Raw genomic sequence first — 17584 nt, 5'->3', positions numbered from 1 at the left:
CATTTTTAAAGTTAAACATCGTGTTATTTCATAATGCAAACAAAGTGGAATTTTCATAAACGGAATTTAAGAATTGTATCAAATGCTATCAAAAACATTTCAAGATACATCTACATTAATGTGTCTGTTTTCCATAACGGAACATACAATTTGCATATACTATTATGGAAGGAATTTTGTTAGGAGAGCCGAGTTCTTCCTTCTTTCATCTACTTCGAAACTGGCAAGATAATTTTCTGTAATGGTAATATTTGAATGTCCAAGGCTTTCAGATATATAGGCTATATTGACACCACTGCGTTTTAATACTGTTGCATATGAGTGGCGGGCTGAATAAGTTGTTATTCGAGGAATACCGGTAGCATTCGTTATTTTCCGAAGTATTTGATTACATTCAGTGACGATTTCTCTAATTAATTTCACTTTTTCGAAAGGATCTTCCGTTCCTTTGGCAAAAGGAAAAATGTAGTTATTTGGGGAGATGTCGGTGTTTCCCCATTTATTAATAATAGTTTGCATTTCTGGAGTAATTACCGCATGTATGATTTTACCATATTTAGTGTTTCTTGCGGTTTTGGCACGTATAAAGCATATTTCTCCATTTATAATATTGGAATACTGTAGAAAAACCATATCTCTGAAGTTGATGCCATTACATAAATAAGAGAAGAACCATAGATCACGATACATTTCAGTTGCTTTTGTTCCGTCTGTATATGTTATTAATTTCTTGATCTGTTCTAAAGTAAGAGCTAATTTTCGTCCGCTGCCACTTGGTACTTCATACTTGCCTTTTCCGAAGGGATATTGGCTTTCTTTAATAATACCATCTTTACGCGCCATGTTCATAATACATTTTAAATTTCGGAAATAGAAACTCATGCTGGAATAACTGCTGCCTGTTGATAACCAGAAATGTTCACATCGATTAAGCCAGTTTATGCTGATTTCTTGGAATGATATTTGTTTGCCTGCAAATTGTTCTATTTTGTGCAAAGTTCCTTTGTAAGAGAAATAGGTGTTAGCCTGCCCATTGCTCTTTAGTTCTTCCATTTTTTTGAGAAACACAGAGTTAACTGATATTCCTGAATATCTGCCGAGTCTGGCATTTAAGATATCAAAGCTGAATTCACCACGAAATGCCAAAGTTTCAACTTGCTGCCTGACAAGAGAAAAGCTGTTTTCTACATTATGGCGTATAGATGACAACTTACGGGTTTTACTGCGAGGTAACTGTTCCCACTCTCTGATAGATACTTCTTGGCCAGTAGAATAGTATTTTTGCTTACGATTATAAATGACTTGTACTTTGATTGGAAATAATCCACTCTTTTTTACTTTTCTTTTGTCTAATACGGTGAGTACGGATATACCGTCTTTTGAATATTTGTACATAGCTAATGAATTTTGATAGTTAATATGATTTTGTGAAGTAGTATGCAGTAACATACAATTTGCATACAAAGTTGGAAAATGTAGGGAAAGCAAAATGCTTTTTATATGAAAAGCAATAACGATTGAATTTTAATTAACTATCGGAGTTTTTTAGCTTTGATATATTTCTTTCTTTTTAGAGATCATAGGATATGTATGTCTAGATGAAACTATATGATACATAAAAAGCGAATGTTGTGAGACATTCGCTTTTCTAAAACAATCTAATCCAAATAATCATCTATGAGATAATACCTATTAACCTTACTATGAATTTAAAAAGCCTATGAATTATTCGTGAGTATGATGTGATGATTGTATTGCAGCTCTGACGTTATCCATTGGTGTTTTAGGTAAAATTGTGCAATCGGCTCCTAAAATGAAGCGTTTGCCACCTAGATCATGTTTTAATGCATTAACTTCGTTTATAACCTGTTCTGTCGTCCCCTCTAAAATTGTTCCTTTTCGATACAGTCCACCCATCGCCGGACGTTTAAATAATCGTTCGCAATCTTTGAGGCTAAATGGCTTACCATTTACTTCTATGGGGGCATTAACGATTTGTCCCGGATATGAAATAAAGCGAGTCAAATCATCATAGCTACCCTCATAGTCGCAAATGTGAAGAATATTTAGTTTTGTGTTTGTGTTGCATTCTTGCATAACTTTCAAATCGTATGGCTTTACAAATGTCTCAAAAAAATTAGGTACTTCATAGAATTTTTGTTCTCCGCCTTGAGTTGGGGTATAGAAGCCATCTACACCTATTTGCTTACACGCTTTCACATATCCAATGAGAGCATCTGTGAAATACCCTAATGCTTGTTTAATACGTTCCGGCTCTTTTTGGGCATAAGCTATTACAGTTTTTGCCCCTACTGTTTGTACCAACATTTGGAAAGGAGAGTAGACTGTCGGAAGTATCATGGTATTTGCTCCGGCTATATCATAAATACCTTTCACGATATGTAAAGTAGGAGTAAAAAAATCATTAGGAAGTGGTCTGATTTTATCCCAATCTTCAGGCTTTTCAATTTGAATACGTCCATAACCTTGCTCAAATTGAATTTTTACAAAATCCATTCCTGTTGAAAGGAAATAACGAAGGTGGGCGTTAATTGCATTTTCTCCTACTTTAGCATCTTTTCCAAAATGCATAAAGAAAGCACTGGGTACATAGGATTTATCTAATGTTCCATCAAGAAACTGCTGCATTATTTCCCTTTTGTTAGTTGGCTTTTGTGCTTGAACCAAGGTCGTGATACATAATAATATAAAAAATAAATTTCTCATATGTGTTTTTCATTTATAAGTTTGATGTTACAAAGATAGCCGGAAGGGTAATGTGAGGCTTTCAATATCGTTTCAATACTTTTCTATTTTGTATCAAACTGTATTTTATAGCTTATTTTTGCCAAAATACTATTGCCGATGTCTCAATGCTGTTAGGATAAAAAAAGGAACTAACCTCTCAGATTAGTTCCTTTATGTTTAGCGAATATATACTATTGTTTATTTCACCTGAATAATATCATAATTCAAATCGCTTACAGCCTCTTGCAGACTATCGTTTACCAATCTTAAAGTAGTGTCATTTACAACAACGAAATATACGGGCGCCTCTCCGTCATTGGGCGTCAACTTATACGCAGTTTTCTTATTGTTATTAACATCTTTCTGAATAACCTGGCGTTTTCCTGTAGAAGTGAAGGATTTATTCTTTCCTTGTCCTTCCGCATCCAGGTAAGTCGTAACTAATGTATAACCGCTTTCACCGTCCGGACCTATACTGTCTACACTCAGCACATACTGAATACCCGGGCCGTCGGCTGCCGGAAGTATACCTTCGTAAACGGCTACTGCAGAGGAATCGTTTGCTGCAACAGTCATGACACCTTCACTCATGGTATCGTTGTTTTGATTTCCTTTTGATTGGCAGGATACCAATGCAGCGGCAATCGCTGCAATCATCATTACTTTTTTCATTGCTTTAATGGTTTAAGTTAATATTAAGAAACGCCAATAGCGTTATTCTTCATTATCATCTCGTTTAACAACGAGCAGTTTATCTACTCTTCCACGATCCATATCCACTATTTCAAACTCCAGGTTTTTATAGCTGAATATGTCACCGGCTTTGGGAACTCGTCCGATGAGGAACATTGCAAGTCCGCTTAAGGTGGTAAAGTCCTCTTCTTTCAAATCATCATAATTCAGTATTCCCATTGCTTCCATAAAGTCATCCAAATTCATTGACGCCTCTACCAGCATGGAACCGTCTGCTCTGGTGATTATATCTTCTTCTTCCGTTTCGTTCTCTTCCAAGATATCGCCGAAGATACTTTCCGTCAAATCGTGCAAAGTGATAATACCTTCCGTATTTCCATACTCGTCTACAACAACTCCGAACTTGTTTTTGTTCTTCTTAAAGAGCTCTAAAACTTTTTTTGCATATAAACTTTCAGGAATAAACAGAGGCGGGCGTGCAATTGTACGAAGATTGAACGGCTCTTCGCCACCCAACATCAGAATAATATCTTTGACGGAAACCACTCCTACAATCTCGTCCTTACCGCTTTCCACCAACAGGTACTTGCTGAAATGTTCTTCGTGGATAATCCGCAGAACCTCTTCTTGTGTATCTGTAGGGTGTAATACGATCACATCGCGTCGGTGCGTCATCAGGTCGTTGGCTCTTTTATCCGAGAAGCGGAAAACATCACGCAGCATTTCGGTTTCGTCTTTGTCGATAACACCTTGTTCTGAGCTTTGGTGTAAAATCATTTTCAGTTCCTCTTGCGTCATTTGCCGTTCTTCTCCGTCTTTCATGCCGATAAGTTTGTTTGTCAGTTTGGTTGAGGCACTGAGCAAGCATACAAACGGGTAGGACACCTTAGTAAGAACAATCATAAACGGACTGAGTAAAGTGGCATAGCGTTCCGGATTGTTTAAAGCCATGGATTTGGGAACCAACTCTCCGATAATCAGTGACAAGTAAGTAATAACAGCTACGGTGGTAATCATGGCCAAGTCTTTGGCATAAGATTCCAAACCGGGTATCATGGCAAATAGCGGAGCAACATCGTCGGCTATGGCCACACCGCCGTATGCACCCGATATGATACCGATCAGCGTAATACCGATTTGAATGGTGGAGAGAAACTTTTCAGGTTCTTCCAATTGTTTCAGAACCCCCTTTGCACTTTTGTTTCCCTTACTTACAAGGGTCTCTAAGCGTGCTTTACTTGAAGATACTAATGCGATTTCATACATGGCAAAGATGCCATTCAAGATAAGTAAAAATAGAATAATAATAAATTCCATGTTTGGATTACAAATAGTTTGTGCGCAAAGATAACGTTTTTCAAATATTTATTGTTAATATTGTCGTCTCTTAAGAAGATTAAACATTTTAACATGAAAAGCAGACATTTTCTATTGGTATTCTTGCTGCAAGTGGTAGCGATAAGTGTACAGGCTGCACGTGTAGATACAGTGTTCGTAAAAAGCCCTTCGATGAACAAGGACATAAAGGTGGTTTATATTCTTCCGGACAAAACTATGGCAGAGCATCCTCAGGCCTGTCCGGTGATATATTTATTGCATGGATATAGCGGTAATGCACGTTCATGGATCGGGTTGAAGCCGGAGTTGCCTCAAATAGCCGATGAAAAGGGTATTATATTTGTATGCCCTGACGGGAAGAACAGTTGGTATTGGGATAGTCCCAAGAACCCCGCTTATCGTTATGAAACTTTTATCTCTTCGGAATTGGTGAATTATACCGATACGCATTATGCTACGATTCCTGAAAAAAGGGCGCGTGCTATCAGTGGCTTGAGTATGGGCGGACATGGCGCGTTATGGAATGCTATCCGCCATAAAGATATATTCGGCGCGGCGGGGAGTATGAGCGGTGGGGTAGATATCCGGCCGTTTCCCAATAATTGGGAAATGAAAAGACAATTGGGGGAGCTTACTGCGAATGAGGCGGTATGGAATAGTCACACAGTAATCAATCAGGTTGATAAATTGGCAAATGGGGATTTGGCTTTGATTATAGATTGCGGTGAGAGCGATTTCTTTCTTGAGGTAAATAAGGAATTGCACAAACGGCTATTGGCATACAAAATAGACCATGACTTCATAACACGTCCCGGAGGTCATACCGGTACGTATTGGAATAACTCTCTGGATTATCACATATTGTTCTTCTGTAAATTCTTCAACAGATAATTATTCAATTACATAGTGTACGGTGCGGATATAATCCGTGCCGTAACTGTTTATAACTTCTTTGCAGGAAGTTATGATATTACGTTTATCAAAAGAATAGGTATACTTTGTAACTTCTTTACTTGCTGTATTTCCGTCAGGGATAATCCGGTCTATTAGAATATTGAAAGGTTCTCCCAGTAATTTCCCATACAAAGCGGCAGAATGTAGAGACAGCGGATACAAGCCGGTAAAGAACAGACAAGGAACTTCTGATACATTATTGGTTTCGTTAGTAGCCGGAGTAGTAGCCGTATACGCTTGCTCGTAAGTATCTACTTTTTGTGTAATGCGCAATGCCTGATAGTTGCTGTAATCTATATCGATGGATGCGTATATTTCGCCGTTTACATTTTCTGTTATGTTTTCCAAATAGTATTCGCCTTCCGGAGCAACGAAGTATGAGAAAATATAGGTACGCGTTGTGCCTGTTTCCTGTCGTGTACATGAGGTGGCATATCCGTTGTCATCTAAAAGGTAAGTGGACACATTGCCAAAATTATCTGTTACTACGGCTTGATGCTCATTATAGGTCACCGATGCCGTATTTTCTATTTTCATCGGTTCTCCTTGAACGGAATAGCTTTGTACGGTAGTGAAGTCAGTCAGTTTCCCTTGGCTATATGAGTAGGTCTGGGTGGTAGTAACCGTAGGTGTTCCCGCTTCGTAAGGGCTGTCTTCCGACAATTGTATTTTAGAAAAAGCCATGGCAGGGTTGCTACTGTTGGCGGAATCATTATTGTCTTCACAAGCTGTTAGTACTGTGAACGCAACCAATAATGTAAAGACAATTTTCTTCATTACTTTTATTATTTAATAATCAACCCCTTGCGAATATTCTTTTTGGTAGTAAAACTCTTCACTGCGGTTTCGGTCGTTTGAGATTTCGGTAACTCAATGGCCCCTGCTATAACCCCCAGGGCTGTATTGAGCAATATCTCATTGGGATCGCCTAAGGGAAGATAATATTGCAAATAAGATGTTTCGTTGATGGAAATGTCCGGTTTGAAGCCTGTACTGTAATTTGCTTCTCCATTGGAGTTGAATACTTCACATACTACCGGACGTAATGCCCAGGGATATTCCGGATTGATGAAAGTTTCCGTGGCTACATATTCTCCTTTGGTTGTTTGTCCGATAAGGACTATTGTCATATAGGGCTTCAGGCAGTTGATAAGCATTTCCGCAGCACCGGCTGTAGTTCCGCTCGTGATGATATAGACTTTGGGCAGATTCAGATTGGCTCCGCCTTGCAAGAGTTGGGAATCCAATATCAGGTCACGGTTCTTGGAACTTTGCTTGTCATTGTATTGCAGGAAAGCAAAAGGACTTTCCAGTCTATCGGCAGGTACGAGAATGTCTGCGAGAAGTTGCACGCACTCCATTTCTCCACCGGAGTTGTAGCGAAGGTCTAATATAAAATTATTAATGTTAAGCTGTTTGCACTGTTGGGAGAAAGTCCGTAATTCATTGTTATACTTTTCATTGCTTTCTGCAGTACCGGCAGTGAAAGAGTTATATGCTAAATAGGCTATTTTATAGTCAGTACCTTCCAATGCTATAACCCCATTTACATAAACAGGACTTTCCGTCACCGGACGCACGGCCGGTAGCGTAACATCTCCTATTTCCTGTATGACGCCTACTCCCTTATCATCCTCATCATCTTCCGCATCCTCACTGTCTCCGTCTTCGGTTTCCGTATCTCCCTCTGTGTCTTCGTTATTTTCATCTTTTACTATCACATACTTTCCGATGTGCAATGTTCGCGCTCCACCATCCATCAGTCTTTCTTCTGTCTTTTTAGTGATGGAGTCGCCGTCCACAAGCATAATCCAACTGCCACGTTTCAGTCCGGCTTCCTCTGCGGGTGAATTCTTTGCTACATACGAAACAAGTGCATTATAAGTCGTATCGCTGGTAGCTATTTTATATAATGTATAATCAAAACCGTAACTTGGCAGAGGGGTATCCATTATCGTGTCAACGGTGGAAAAGCCTTTATCATTCTTCGATAAGATACTTTTTAAGAAAGCCTCCGGACCCTGAAAATAGTTCAGACCTTTGGAAGCAGGAATGTCCTCATACCATAAGTAGACTTCCCGCATCAGGCTGTCCATCCACAGATCGCGTCCTGTCAGCGGATAGTATTCCTTCCAGCGATCTTCCCCGCAGGAAAACAGGCTTGTCAGTACGAGGAGTCCCGGTAATGGGAAAAGTAACAGTTTCCTTAGCTTCATCAGTCTCTATATCATTTGGTTTTCGCCCACAAAAATAGCGAATAGTTCTTTTATCTACCACAAATATGGTATAAAATTCCCTATCATGTGTCATAGGCGGCCTGCTTTTATCCCTCTATCTTTGCAACATTCAACCAAGAGGAATCATTTCACCTATAAATACAAATGACGATGGAAACAAAGAAATTACATTTTGAAACGCTGCAGCTTCATGTGGGACAAGAACAACCTGACCCGGCCACGGATGCGCGTGCCGTACCTATTTATCAAACCACCTCGTATGTGTTTCGTAACTCGGCTCATGCAGCCGCCCGTTTTGGCTTGCAAGAACCTGGCAATATTTACGGCAGGCTGACCAATTCCACACAAGGAGTGTTTGAGCAACGTGTTGCCGCCCTTGAAGGCGGTGTTGCCGGGTTGGCGGTCGCGTCCGGTGCGGCGGCTGTAACCTATGCTTTCGAGAATATCACGCGTGCGGGTGATCATATCGTGGCAGCTAAAACCATTTATGGCGGAACATACAATCTGCTGGCGCATACATTACCGGCTTACGGTGTCACGGCCACTTTTGTTGATCCGGGTGATTTGTCCAACTTCGAGAAAGCTATCCGGGAAAATACGAAAGCCGTCTTTATCGAGACATTGGGAAATCCTAATTCCAATATCATTGATATTGACGCCGTTGCCGAGATTGCCCATCGTCATAAAATCCCTTTGATTATCGACAATACCTTCGGTACTCCTTATTTGATTCGTCCTATCGAGCATGGCGCTGATATTGTGGTGCATTCCGCCACGAAGTTTATAGGCGGACATGGTACTTCTTTAGGCGGTGTTATTGTAGATGGTGGCAAGTTCGACTGGGTGGCTTCCGGTAAATTCCCGCAACTGACCGAACCCGATCCGAGCTATCATGGCGTACGTTTTGTCAACGCGGCGGGCGCGGCTGCATACGCCGTTCGTATCCGTGCCGTTTTATTGCGCGATACCGGCGCCGCCATCAGTCCTTTCAATGCTTTTATTCTTTTGCAGGGTTTGGAAACCCTCTCTCTGCGTGTGGAGCGCCATGTGGAGAATGCGCTGAAAGTTGTGGAATTCTTGAGGAACCATCCAAAAGTGGCGGCTGTGAACCATCCGTCTTTGCCAAATCATCCGGACCACGCGCTATATCAAAAGTATTTTCCCAAAGGCGCAGGTTCCATCTTTACCTTTGAGGTAAAGGGTGGAGAGAAAGAGGCTCAGACGTTTATTGACAGTCTGCAGATATTCTCATTATTAGCCAATGTGGCAGATGTAAAGTCACTTGTTATACATCCCGCTACTACCACTCATTCGCAGTTGAACGAACAGGAGTTGGCGGAGCAGGGTATTAAGCCGGGAACGGTACGCCTTTCCATCGGGACGGAGCATATAGATGATTTGTTGGATGATTTGTCGCAGGCGTTGGAGAGAATTTAAGCTCGGAACAAAAGAACATTTCGTCCGATGAAACCATTTATTCATCGGATGAAAACTTCAGATACAGTATAAATATGAATATTGCCGTTTTATTATCCGGAGGTGTCGACAGTTCTGTTGTCGTACACCTTCTTTGCGAACAAGGCTACCGTCCTTCCCTGTTTTATATAAAGATAGGGAAGGATGATGCCGATTATATGGACTGTTCGGCAGAGGAAGACCTGGAGATGGCTTCTGCCGTAGCGCGCCGTTACGGCCTTTCGCTGGAAGTCGTTGATTTACATCGGGAGTACTGGGATAATGTAGCCGCTTATGCTATTGAAAAAGTTCGCCGCGGGTTCACTCCGAATCCGGATGTGATGTGCAACAAGCTGATTAAGTTCGGCTGCTTTGAACAGCAAGTCGGCAAGGATTTCGACTTTACGGCAACCGGGCATTACGCCACTACTGTCCTGCGGAATGGAAAGACCTGGTTGGGAACAGCCCTCGATCCGATAAAAGACCAGACGGACTTTCTTGCGCAGATAGACTACCTGCAAGTTTCCAAACTGATGTTTCCGTTGGGCGGACTGATGAAACGGGAAGTGCGTGACATTGCTCTGAAAGCCAAGCTACCCAGCGCCCGAAGACGGGACAGCCAGGGAATCTGTTTCTTGGGGAAGATTAATTATAATGACTTTGTCCGTCGTTTTTTGGGAGAAAAGGAAGGCCGGATTGTTGAGCTGGAAACGGGAAAGATATTGGGTGCGCATCGTGGTTATTGGTTTCATACTATCGGCCAGCGTAAAGGTTTGGGGCTGAGCGGCGGGCCTTGGTTTGTGGTGCGTAAAGATACGGATGAGAATGTAATTTATGTATCGCGCGGATATGATACGGAATTGCAATACGGACACGAGTTCGGTATGCAGGATTTCCATTTTATTACGGAAAATCCGTGGGAAGGTGTCAAAGAAGCGATTCCGGTTACGTTCAAGATACGCCATACTCCCGAGTTTATCAGAGGCAAGCTGTTACGGGATGAAACAGGCTGTCTTATTGTTTCCGAGGAGAAGTTACAGGGTATAGCTCCCGGGCAATTTGGCGTTGTATATGATGAGGCTGCCAAACTTTGTATCGGAAGCGGGGAAATCAGATATAGTACTCCACCAAATCCACAATGCCAGCTTTCATAGCATATTTGGTAGCTTCGTGCGCGTTGTTCACACTCAGTTTTCTGAAGATATTCTTCCGGTGGCTGTTCACGGTATGGAAACTGAGGTTTCTTTCGGCTGCTATTTCTTTGGTAGTTTTTCCTAATGCAATCTCTTTCAGAATGCTTCTTTCGGCGGGCGTCAGTAGCGCGTCTTGCAGAGCGGGGTGGGGAGCGGCCGGCTGATTATTTCCCGATAGTAATAAGTTGCTGACGTGGTTGCATATGAAACGTTCCTTGCGTGATGCGCATTGCAGTGCGGTGAGTATCTCTTCTCTGGAATTGTCCTTCAACACTACTCCGAACGCCATGCTGCTGAACAAAACCTGTCGCAGAAAGCTGACGCTCAGCTCGTCGGAAAACAGTAACCAGTCCGCCGTCTTGAAGCGTTCGTGCAATACAATCAGTTCATCGGCGCCGGTGAAGTCAAACAGCGTATAGTCCAATATTACCACCGCCTCGGGATGTAACCTCAACTGTTGTATAAGCTCCGCTTTATTGTCGGCTTCCAGCAGCAAGGCGGTGTCCTTCTGTTTGCTCAACAGAAACATCATGCCTGCTTTGGTTATATCTTGATTGTCCGCGATGATAAATTCTCTCATGATGCATACATATAAAAAAACTCCGCTGCAAATGTACACTTTTTAAGTGATTTGCAGCGGAGTTGAGAATATATATTGTAACAGGCTTTACCAAGAACGTCCCTTGAAGATATTCGATTGGTTCAACGGCAACAGGTTGCCACTTAAAGTCATAGTGTTGGAGTTGAAGTTCGGGCTGATGGTAACGGTTGCATTATTGCCGCCGTTGGTCAGCGTAAGGAATATCTGCGCGGAGATGCCGATACCCTGGATGCTGAAATTACAATTGATGTTACCACGTTTGTCGGTAGACATTTTCATTTCCGATACGGTACCGTCTACTGTTACGCCGCCAATACCGTTAGGACCGGGATAGACAGTGTTGAAAGCCACCTGTACCGTACCGCGTCCCTGATTCACCAATACGAAATTCGTGTTGGAGGTGACGAAAGCCGTTTGTCCGTTGCGGAACATTACCTGATTGGCTTCCAATACAAACTTTTGCGCTTTCAGCGCTGTTACGGCATCATCGTAGGAAACGGCGTCGGCTGCCTGTTGTTCCGCTTTCAGGCGGGCGCGTTCCGCGTCTCTCTGGGCTTTACGATCTGCACGGCGTTGCGCGCTACTCTCTTGTGCATACACGGTAGTTGTTACCATGCTTACCAATACTAATGCTGCTAATGCAATAAACTTTTTCATACTTAATTTTTGTTTAGGTTTAAATTATATTGTTCGTTATAAGTTTATTGCAAGAACAATGCCTACCCGGGATTGTTCACTGTTTTTTTAATTATTTTATATCCCGTGGCTGCAACAAGTATACTCATTAGCGGACTGATAAGGTTGAAAAAGCAGTAAGGAAGGTAGGTCAGCGTGGATACGCTTAGGATGGTGGCTTGCGTCATTCCGCACGTGTTCCACGGAATGAGAACCGAGGTTACGGTAACGGCGTCTTCCGTAGTGCGGCTTAGCAAACGGCTTTCATATCCTTTCTTCTCATATATATTGCTGAACATGTTTCCGGTGAGGATAATGCTGATGTATTGGTCTGCCGTAGCAAGATTAAGGAATATTCCCGAACCGACGGTGGATGCCACTACGCTGACGGTGCTTTTCATGAACCGGACAAATACGGAAGTAATGCTTCCCAGCATCCCGCTTGCCGTCATTGCTCCGCCAAAACACATGGCGCAAAGAATCAGCCATATCGTATTCATCATTCCCGCCATGCCTCGTGTGGCAATCAACTCTGTCAACATGGCACTGTCACTTTGGAGGCCGGTACTGCCATATAGGCTCATCATCGTTCCCTCAAACAGATTATTATTCCCGGAAATCTCATGTAGCAGTTCGGATTGGAATATGATGGCAAAAGCGGCAGCCAGCAAAGTGGATAAGAACAGGGTGATGATAGAGGGTATTTTACGCGCAATCAGTACTCCCGTCAGCACCGGAACAACCAGCAGCCATGGAGTAATGTGGAATTTGGCATCCAGCGATGCGGCAAACTCGGCTATTTGTTCCGTACCGCTGGTTTCGTATGTGAATCCCATTATCGTAAATATAACCAGCGTGATAACGAGTGACGGAATGGTGGTAATCATCATATAGCGGATGTGGCGGAACAACGGAGTCTCTGTGACCGATGCGGCAAGTACCGTAGTATCCGACAGGGGAGATACCTTATCGCCGAAGTAAGCTCCTGAAATGATGGCGCCTGCAATCCAACCTTCCTCAAATCCTTGCGCCTTGCCTATTCCCAACAGGGCGATGCCGATGGTGGCGATGGTAGTCCATGAGCTCCCCGTCATGATGGATACCAGTGCGCAGATAATACAGGTAGAGGCAAGGAAGAAGTCCGGATGTATTATCTGCATTCCGTAGTAGATGAGGGTAGGGACTACACCGCTAATCATCCATGCACCGCTCAGCGCACCGATAATCAGCAATATGATAATGGCGGAAGATACCCCCGCGATGTTATTGGTAATGGCTATCTCATAATCCTTCCAGGGAATCCGGTAAAAAGCCACTCCTATGAATACGCAAGCGGCCGTAGTAGTAAGTAAGGACACCTGACTTCCGCCGTTCAGCGCGTCACTGCCAAAAGTGCGGATGGTAGCGAACAGCATTCCTATTAAGATAAGGATAGGGAGAAGGGATACGAGAGGCGAAGGTACTTTCTTTGTTGAACTCATGCGATATGTTACTGTAAATATGATGTGACAAAAGTATAACAAAACCACCGAATATCTTTCCTTTTCCCTTTTCTGCAAATAAATATTATTAATTCTTTGCGTTTACTTGGAAATTTGATAGTATATTTGACTTTCCATTGATGCTTTTGAATATATAAGACTTATGAAGAAGAAATCCCTTTCCACCGATAAGAAAGTCGTTACTTTCGGTGAGGTTATGCTGCGGCTTACTACCCCCGGATTCCGCCGCTTTTCGCAGACCAATGAATTTGTTGCTACGTATGGCGGCAGCGAGGCTAATGTGGCGGTGTCCTTGGCTCATTTCGGCATCCCTACGGAATTTGTAACCCGTCTGCCCGATAATGCAGTGTCACGGGCATGTATCGCTTCGCTTCGTGCCGGCGGGTTGGGAACGGACGGCATAGTGTTCGGCGGTAAGCGTTTGGGATTGTATTATCTGGAATGCGGAGCGGCTTTCCGAAACTCCAATGTAGTGTACGACCGGGAAGGGTCATCTTTCGCAACGCTCCGTCCGGGTATGATTGATTGGGAAACTATATTTGCCGATGCCGGCTGGTTTCATTGGTCGGGTATCGCTGCAGCCCTTTCGCAGGAGGGAGCTGACGCCTGCCGTGAGGCTCTTGAAATAGCCGACCGCATGGGACTCACTATTTCCTGCGACTTGAATTTCCGCAGGAAACTTTGGAATTATGGGCGTACGGCCTCCGAAGTGATGCAGCCGTTGGTGCAATACAGCGATGTGATTTTCGGTGCCGAGCCGGAATATCAGGAGATTCTCGGCATACAGCCCGTCGGTTTTAAAGCCGTTGATGCCGGCGATACTTCTTTTGTATCCGATTTACCTGCTTTCGAGGAGTTCGGGCAGACAGTGTCCCGGCTTGTTCCGCGCTGCCGAAAGATATTTCTGGAGTTACGTAATTCTATCACGTCCAATCATAATTTGCTTGCTGCCGTTCTTTATTCTGACGGCGCTTTGAAGCATACAGGCATCTATGACATTGAACATGAAATAGACCGGGTAGGCGCGGGTGATGCCTTTGTAGGAGGTATGATATACGGTTTAATCACTTATCCGGATGATGACCAAAAGGCATTGGAATATGCCCTCGCCGCTTCCGCGCTAAAGAACACTGTTTATGGAGACTTCAACCTGGTAACGGTGGATGAGGTGGAAAGTCTGATGAGCGGCAACACATCGGGACGGGTATCAAGGTAAAAAGAGAAACTTTCAATAAACGACAGTCCCCCTTCACCATTCCGTACTCCCTTGTGACAGGGGGATTAAGGGTGAAGGGGGCTTTGGTGTTTTTCAATAGCGGTTTATACTTCTACTACGGTTTCCATTGTTTCCGGTTTGGGCTCTGCTGTCAGGTTACGATAAATAACAGCGCTGCATCCAAGTGCTGCCACGGTGTAGACGATGCTGACAATAAACAGAAGAAGCATTGCGAATCCGCCGCTCGCAATGGCATTTATAATCCAGAGAAGGATATAGAACACCAGAACCAACAGGAATGATACTCCGAAGATAGTCCATTTGTATCCATAGGTAGCTTTATTGCTTTGAATCATGGCTTCGCCCGGAGCCACGCCTTTATCCAGTAAAATATAGATGGCAAGTGACCATCCTATGGATATGATGATACCCGGTACTATCATGAAAAATAAGGCGGGAATAATGGCGAGATACATCAAGCCTATCAATGTGAAGTATTCTCCCATGAATTTACGGTATTTTCCGTCGAAGATGAATAGGGGAGAAATAACTTTTCCTTTACTCAATTCAATGGGAATGGTTGCCATGGCGATAGTAGTACCGACATTTAAATAGGGAATCCAGATTGTAAGCAGCCAAAGAACAGTAGCTCCCAGCATAGATACTGCATTTTTGATACCTAAACCGATACCTTCGGAGAGAACTCCTGTCACTGTGATTTTCTTTTGTGTGTCCATGATTAGATGAATTTTGATGAATATTTATTAAATTATACCTGTTTTGACAAATGTATAACATTTATGCAGAAAATCAAAGCATATTGAAATTTCTTTTCTATAAAAGAAGAATACATTACCGGCTGAAAACCGGGTAATGTATTCTTCTTAAATTGCGTTATTTTTTCGGGGAGGTATTTACTTCTTGTACCAGTCTTGGTTTTCCTTGCCGTTGCTGGTTACCCATCCGGAGTATCCGCTATATAATTGGTCGATAGGCGTTTTTTCGTTCTTGATATCCAGCAGTTTGCTAATGTCTGTTTCATTGGCTCCGCTTAGGAAGAACGCGAAAGGATAGTTGCCGGGGCGCACGTAGTAGATGTTTTGCTCCGGATTGGAAGCGTCATCTCTTATTTGGAAATAGGACATATCCATTTTGGAGGTCGGATGTTCTTTCGGAATATGCACTTCCCAACGTTTGCCATCCGCTTCATTCTTGAAGATGAAAGGCCGGGCTTCCGATGCTGCGCCGGCAGGGGAGTCGTATTTTAAGGTCACCTTATATTCGGTTCCCATATTCTCCTTTACGTCTTCTGTGAGAATGTAAACATGGTCGTCTTCTTCGTAAACGAAGTCGGTTTCACTGAATTCCGTTTCTCCCGGCCTGCGGATGAAACCGGTGACGGAAGAGGCGTTCCCGCTTCCGACGAGTTGGAATGCCAGTCCGTTCGTATTTCCCGCATAGTTCTGGAATGTTTTGAAGATGAAGGACTCGGCGTAGATTTGATTGTCCTTGTCGAAAGTCTTTTCGTAGTTATAACGGACGATGACGTCGTTCATATCGTAGTCTCCCTTATTAGGCCAGAGATCTTCAAAAGCATAAATGCCTTTCAGTATTTCCGTTGTAGTCCGGTTATTGTCCGGGTCTACATCGGGATCTACCTCGATAGCGCCTACCGGATTGGATTTTAAGGCCACAACGATGTCGCTGAAGTTATTGTCGTTTATATGGTCTTCAAAAGAAACCATGACAAAACCGTTATATGAGTAGGCGGCGGTACGCGGGGCGTCAAAGGCATTCCCGGAATTGTCAACGCTTAATCCCTGGGAAGTGGCGGCACGGTAGCGCTTGTCGTCATCGAATCCGCTCACTCGGTTGCTCCATGCGTTGTTGGCAATGACAAGTCCCACCTTATAACCTGCGGGAAAAACAGTTGTGGCATCCTCTCGGCTACCGTCGGCTATGTGCGGGTAATACATTAATTTGACGGCTGTGAGGCGGTCTACACCGGCTGTACGGCGTGCGGCGCTCGGATTGTTAATCCAATAACCGTCTTGCGTATTGGGGAAAAGCATGATAACGTCAGCATCTTCCAGACTTGCCGGAGGTGTTTCCGTCGCTTTATAGTAGTAATAGCCCATAGAGCAGTTCCAGCAGGTATTTTGTCCCAAGAATGTTAATGCAATCTCTGCGTCTTTGTCGATGGATATGTCCGAATAGCATTTGAGTTCCTCCGGACAATCTTTGTTGACATTGATAACTTGAGAATGTATTGTGTATAAGCCATCCCGCCAAGTTGCGGCTAAATCGCCTTGATACTGATAGTCGATTTCTCCGTTTCTTCTTCGGTTGTATTCTCCTAACCACGTTTTCCAGCGGTTACCTTGATATTTACCGGGAGTTTCCCGGAAGGAAGTCGCCATGTAGCTGTCATACTCCCGGAGAGTAGGTGTGGTCCGGGTTTCCGCTTCTTTTGCAGGGGCGCTGTCCGATGCCTGGATGCTTCCGTTCGTCACATCTGCTTCAATAAGGGTTTGCGCAAAGAATGCCGGAGTATAGATATATACTTTTTGCAAATAGGCCGGCAGGTCGATAGTACCTTTATAAACGCTGTTATCGGCAGTATATGCTGCAAAGAGCGGGGTGACATTTGTCTTTTTGGTATATGTATATTCATCTTGTTCGACAGGTATCTCATCGTACACTTCAAAATACACATTGGCTTTTACCCCACTGTTGGCATAGCTCACTTCAAGACTCGTCGCTGATTGAACAGTGGAAAAGTCAAAATCATTAAATTCTTTTTCATCCTCTTCGGGCCCTTGATAAACTTCTTTTTCAAGGCAACTGCTTAATGCGAATATTGCGATAAAGGCAGCGATAATCCATTTCTTGTCCATATTGCAGAGTTCTTTTTGGGGTTATATGTCTAATACACCGCAAAAATACGATATGAAAACAGAATATACAACTAT

The 17584-nt window shown here is 43.3% G+C and carries 15 protein-coding genes; 4 read left to right on the top strand and 11 right to left on the bottom strand.

Translation table 11 applies throughout. The annotated features are described in order from the left end of the window. Positions 1–162: 162 nt before the first annotated feature. The 4 genes from BUB52_RS13220 to BUB52_RS13205 all read right to left on the bottom strand — a co-directional run bounded on the left by BUB52_RS13220 (position 163) and on the right by BUB52_RS13205 (position 4758). Entirely contained in the window at positions 163–1395 is a 1233-nt protein-coding gene (locus BUB52_RS13220) for a phage integrase SAM-like domain-containing protein (RefSeq protein ID WP_009120464.1), read from the bottom strand. Between the two features lie 330 nt (positions 1396–1725). Continuing rightward, positions 1726–2727 (bottom strand): uroporphyrinogen decarboxylase family protein, encoded by a 1002-nt coding sequence (locus BUB52_RS13215; RefSeq protein WP_009120465.1) that lies wholly within the window; start codon positions 2725–2727, stop codon positions 1726–1728. A 219-nt stretch (positions 2728–2946) separates the two neighbouring features. Next, positions 2947–3420, bottom strand: a complete 474-nt coding sequence (locus BUB52_RS13210) for a copper resistance protein NlpE N-terminal domain-containing protein (RefSeq protein ID WP_009120466.1) — start codon at positions 3418–3420, stop codon at positions 2947–2949. A gap of 42 nt (positions 3421–3462) precedes the next feature. Then, positions 3463–4758 (bottom strand): hemolysin family protein, encoded by a 1296-nt coding sequence (locus BUB52_RS13205; protein WP_009120467.1) that lies wholly within the window; start codon positions 4756–4758, stop codon positions 3463–3465. Between the two features lie 93 nt (positions 4759–4851). On the opposite strand from BUB52_RS13205, the gene BUB52_RS13200 reads away from it, so the two are divergent. Further along, positions 4852–5670: an alpha/beta hydrolase gene (locus BUB52_RS13200; protein ID WP_009120468.1), complete on the top strand. Its 819-nt coding sequence runs from the start codon at positions 4852–4854 to the stop codon at positions 5668–5670. On the opposite strand, the gene BUB52_RS13195 is transcribed toward BUB52_RS13200, so the two are convergent. Together BUB52_RS13195 and BUB52_RS13190 are read right to left on the bottom strand one after the other, a co-directional pair. Then, positions 5671–6510 (bottom strand): DUF4595 domain-containing protein, encoded by an 840-nt coding sequence (locus BUB52_RS13195; protein ID WP_009120469.1) that lies wholly within the window; start codon positions 6508–6510, stop codon positions 5671–5673. 8 nt (positions 6511–6518) lie between these two features. Further along, the gene (locus BUB52_RS13190) at positions 6519–7949 is read right to left on the bottom strand and encodes a S41 family peptidase (protein WP_009120470.1); all 1431 of its coding nucleotides are present in this window, start codon (positions 7947–7949) and stop codon (positions 6519–6521) included. A 171-nt stretch (positions 7950–8120) separates the two neighbouring features. Between BUB52_RS13190 and BUB52_RS13185 the strand changes: the two genes are divergently transcribed. Beyond that, positions 8121–9407, top strand: a complete 1287-nt coding sequence (locus tag BUB52_RS13185) for an O-acetylhomoserine aminocarboxypropyltransferase/cysteine synthase family protein (protein WP_039950172.1) — start codon at positions 8121–8123, stop codon at positions 9405–9407. A gap of 74 nt (positions 9408–9481) precedes the next feature. Continuing rightward, a complete protein-coding gene (gene mnmA, locus BUB52_RS13180) occupies positions 9482–10579 on the top strand; it encodes a tRNA 2-thiouridine(34) synthase MnmA (RefSeq protein ID WP_009120472.1) in 1098 nt (365 codons plus the stop codon). Here mnmA and BUB52_RS13175 read toward each other — a convergent pair. From BUB52_RS13175 to nhaC, 3 genes are all read right to left on the bottom strand, one after another. Further along, complete coding sequence (locus tag BUB52_RS13175) at positions 10536–11198, bottom strand: response regulator transcription factor (protein ID WP_039950174.1); 663 nt, start codon at positions 11196–11198, stop codon at positions 10536–10538. The genes mnmA and BUB52_RS13175 overlap by 44 nt on opposite strands. Positions 11199–11285: 87 nt before the next feature. Next, positions 11286–11876, bottom strand: coding sequence for a DUF4251 domain-containing protein (locus BUB52_RS13170; RefSeq protein ID WP_009120474.1), 591 nt, complete (start codon positions 11874–11876; stop codon positions 11286–11288). A 62-nt stretch (positions 11877–11938) separates the two neighbouring features. Beyond that, positions 11939–13375 carry a Na+/H+ antiporter NhaC gene (nhaC, locus tag BUB52_RS13165; protein WP_009120475.1) on the bottom strand — a complete coding sequence of 479 codons (1437 nt, stop codon included), beginning with the start codon at positions 13373–13375 and terminating at the stop codon, positions 11939–11941. 163 nt (positions 13376–13538) lie between these two features. On the opposite strand from nhaC, the gene BUB52_RS13160 reads away from it, so the two are divergent. After that, positions 13539–14612: a sugar kinase gene (locus BUB52_RS13160; protein ID WP_009120476.1), complete on the top strand. Its 1074-nt coding sequence runs from the start codon at positions 13539–13541 to the stop codon at positions 14610–14612. A gap of 104 nt (positions 14613–14716) precedes the next feature. Here BUB52_RS13160 and BUB52_RS13155 read toward each other — a convergent pair whose 3' ends face one another. Both BUB52_RS13155 and BUB52_RS13150 read right to left on the bottom strand, forming a co-directional pair. Continuing rightward, complete coding sequence (locus tag BUB52_RS13155) at positions 14717–15349, bottom strand: hypothetical protein (RefSeq protein WP_009120477.1); 633 nt, start codon at positions 15347–15349, stop codon at positions 14717–14719. A gap of 177 nt (positions 15350–15526) precedes the next feature. Then, positions 15527–17509 carry an LruC domain-containing protein gene (locus BUB52_RS13150; protein ID WP_009120478.1) on the bottom strand — a complete coding sequence of 661 codons (1983 nt, stop codon included), beginning with the start codon at positions 17507–17509 and terminating at the stop codon, positions 15527–15529. Between the last annotated feature and the right edge of the window lie 75 nt (positions 17510–17584).

The organism is Bacteroides clarus YIT 12056 (assembly GCF_900129655.1).
Taxonomy (GTDB): Bacteria; Bacteroidota; Bacteroidia; order Bacteroidales; family Bacteroidaceae; genus Bacteroides; species Bacteroides clarus.
The sequence above is the reverse complement of the archived record's forward strand: the minus strand, read 5'-3'. Positions and strand labels throughout refer to the sequence as shown.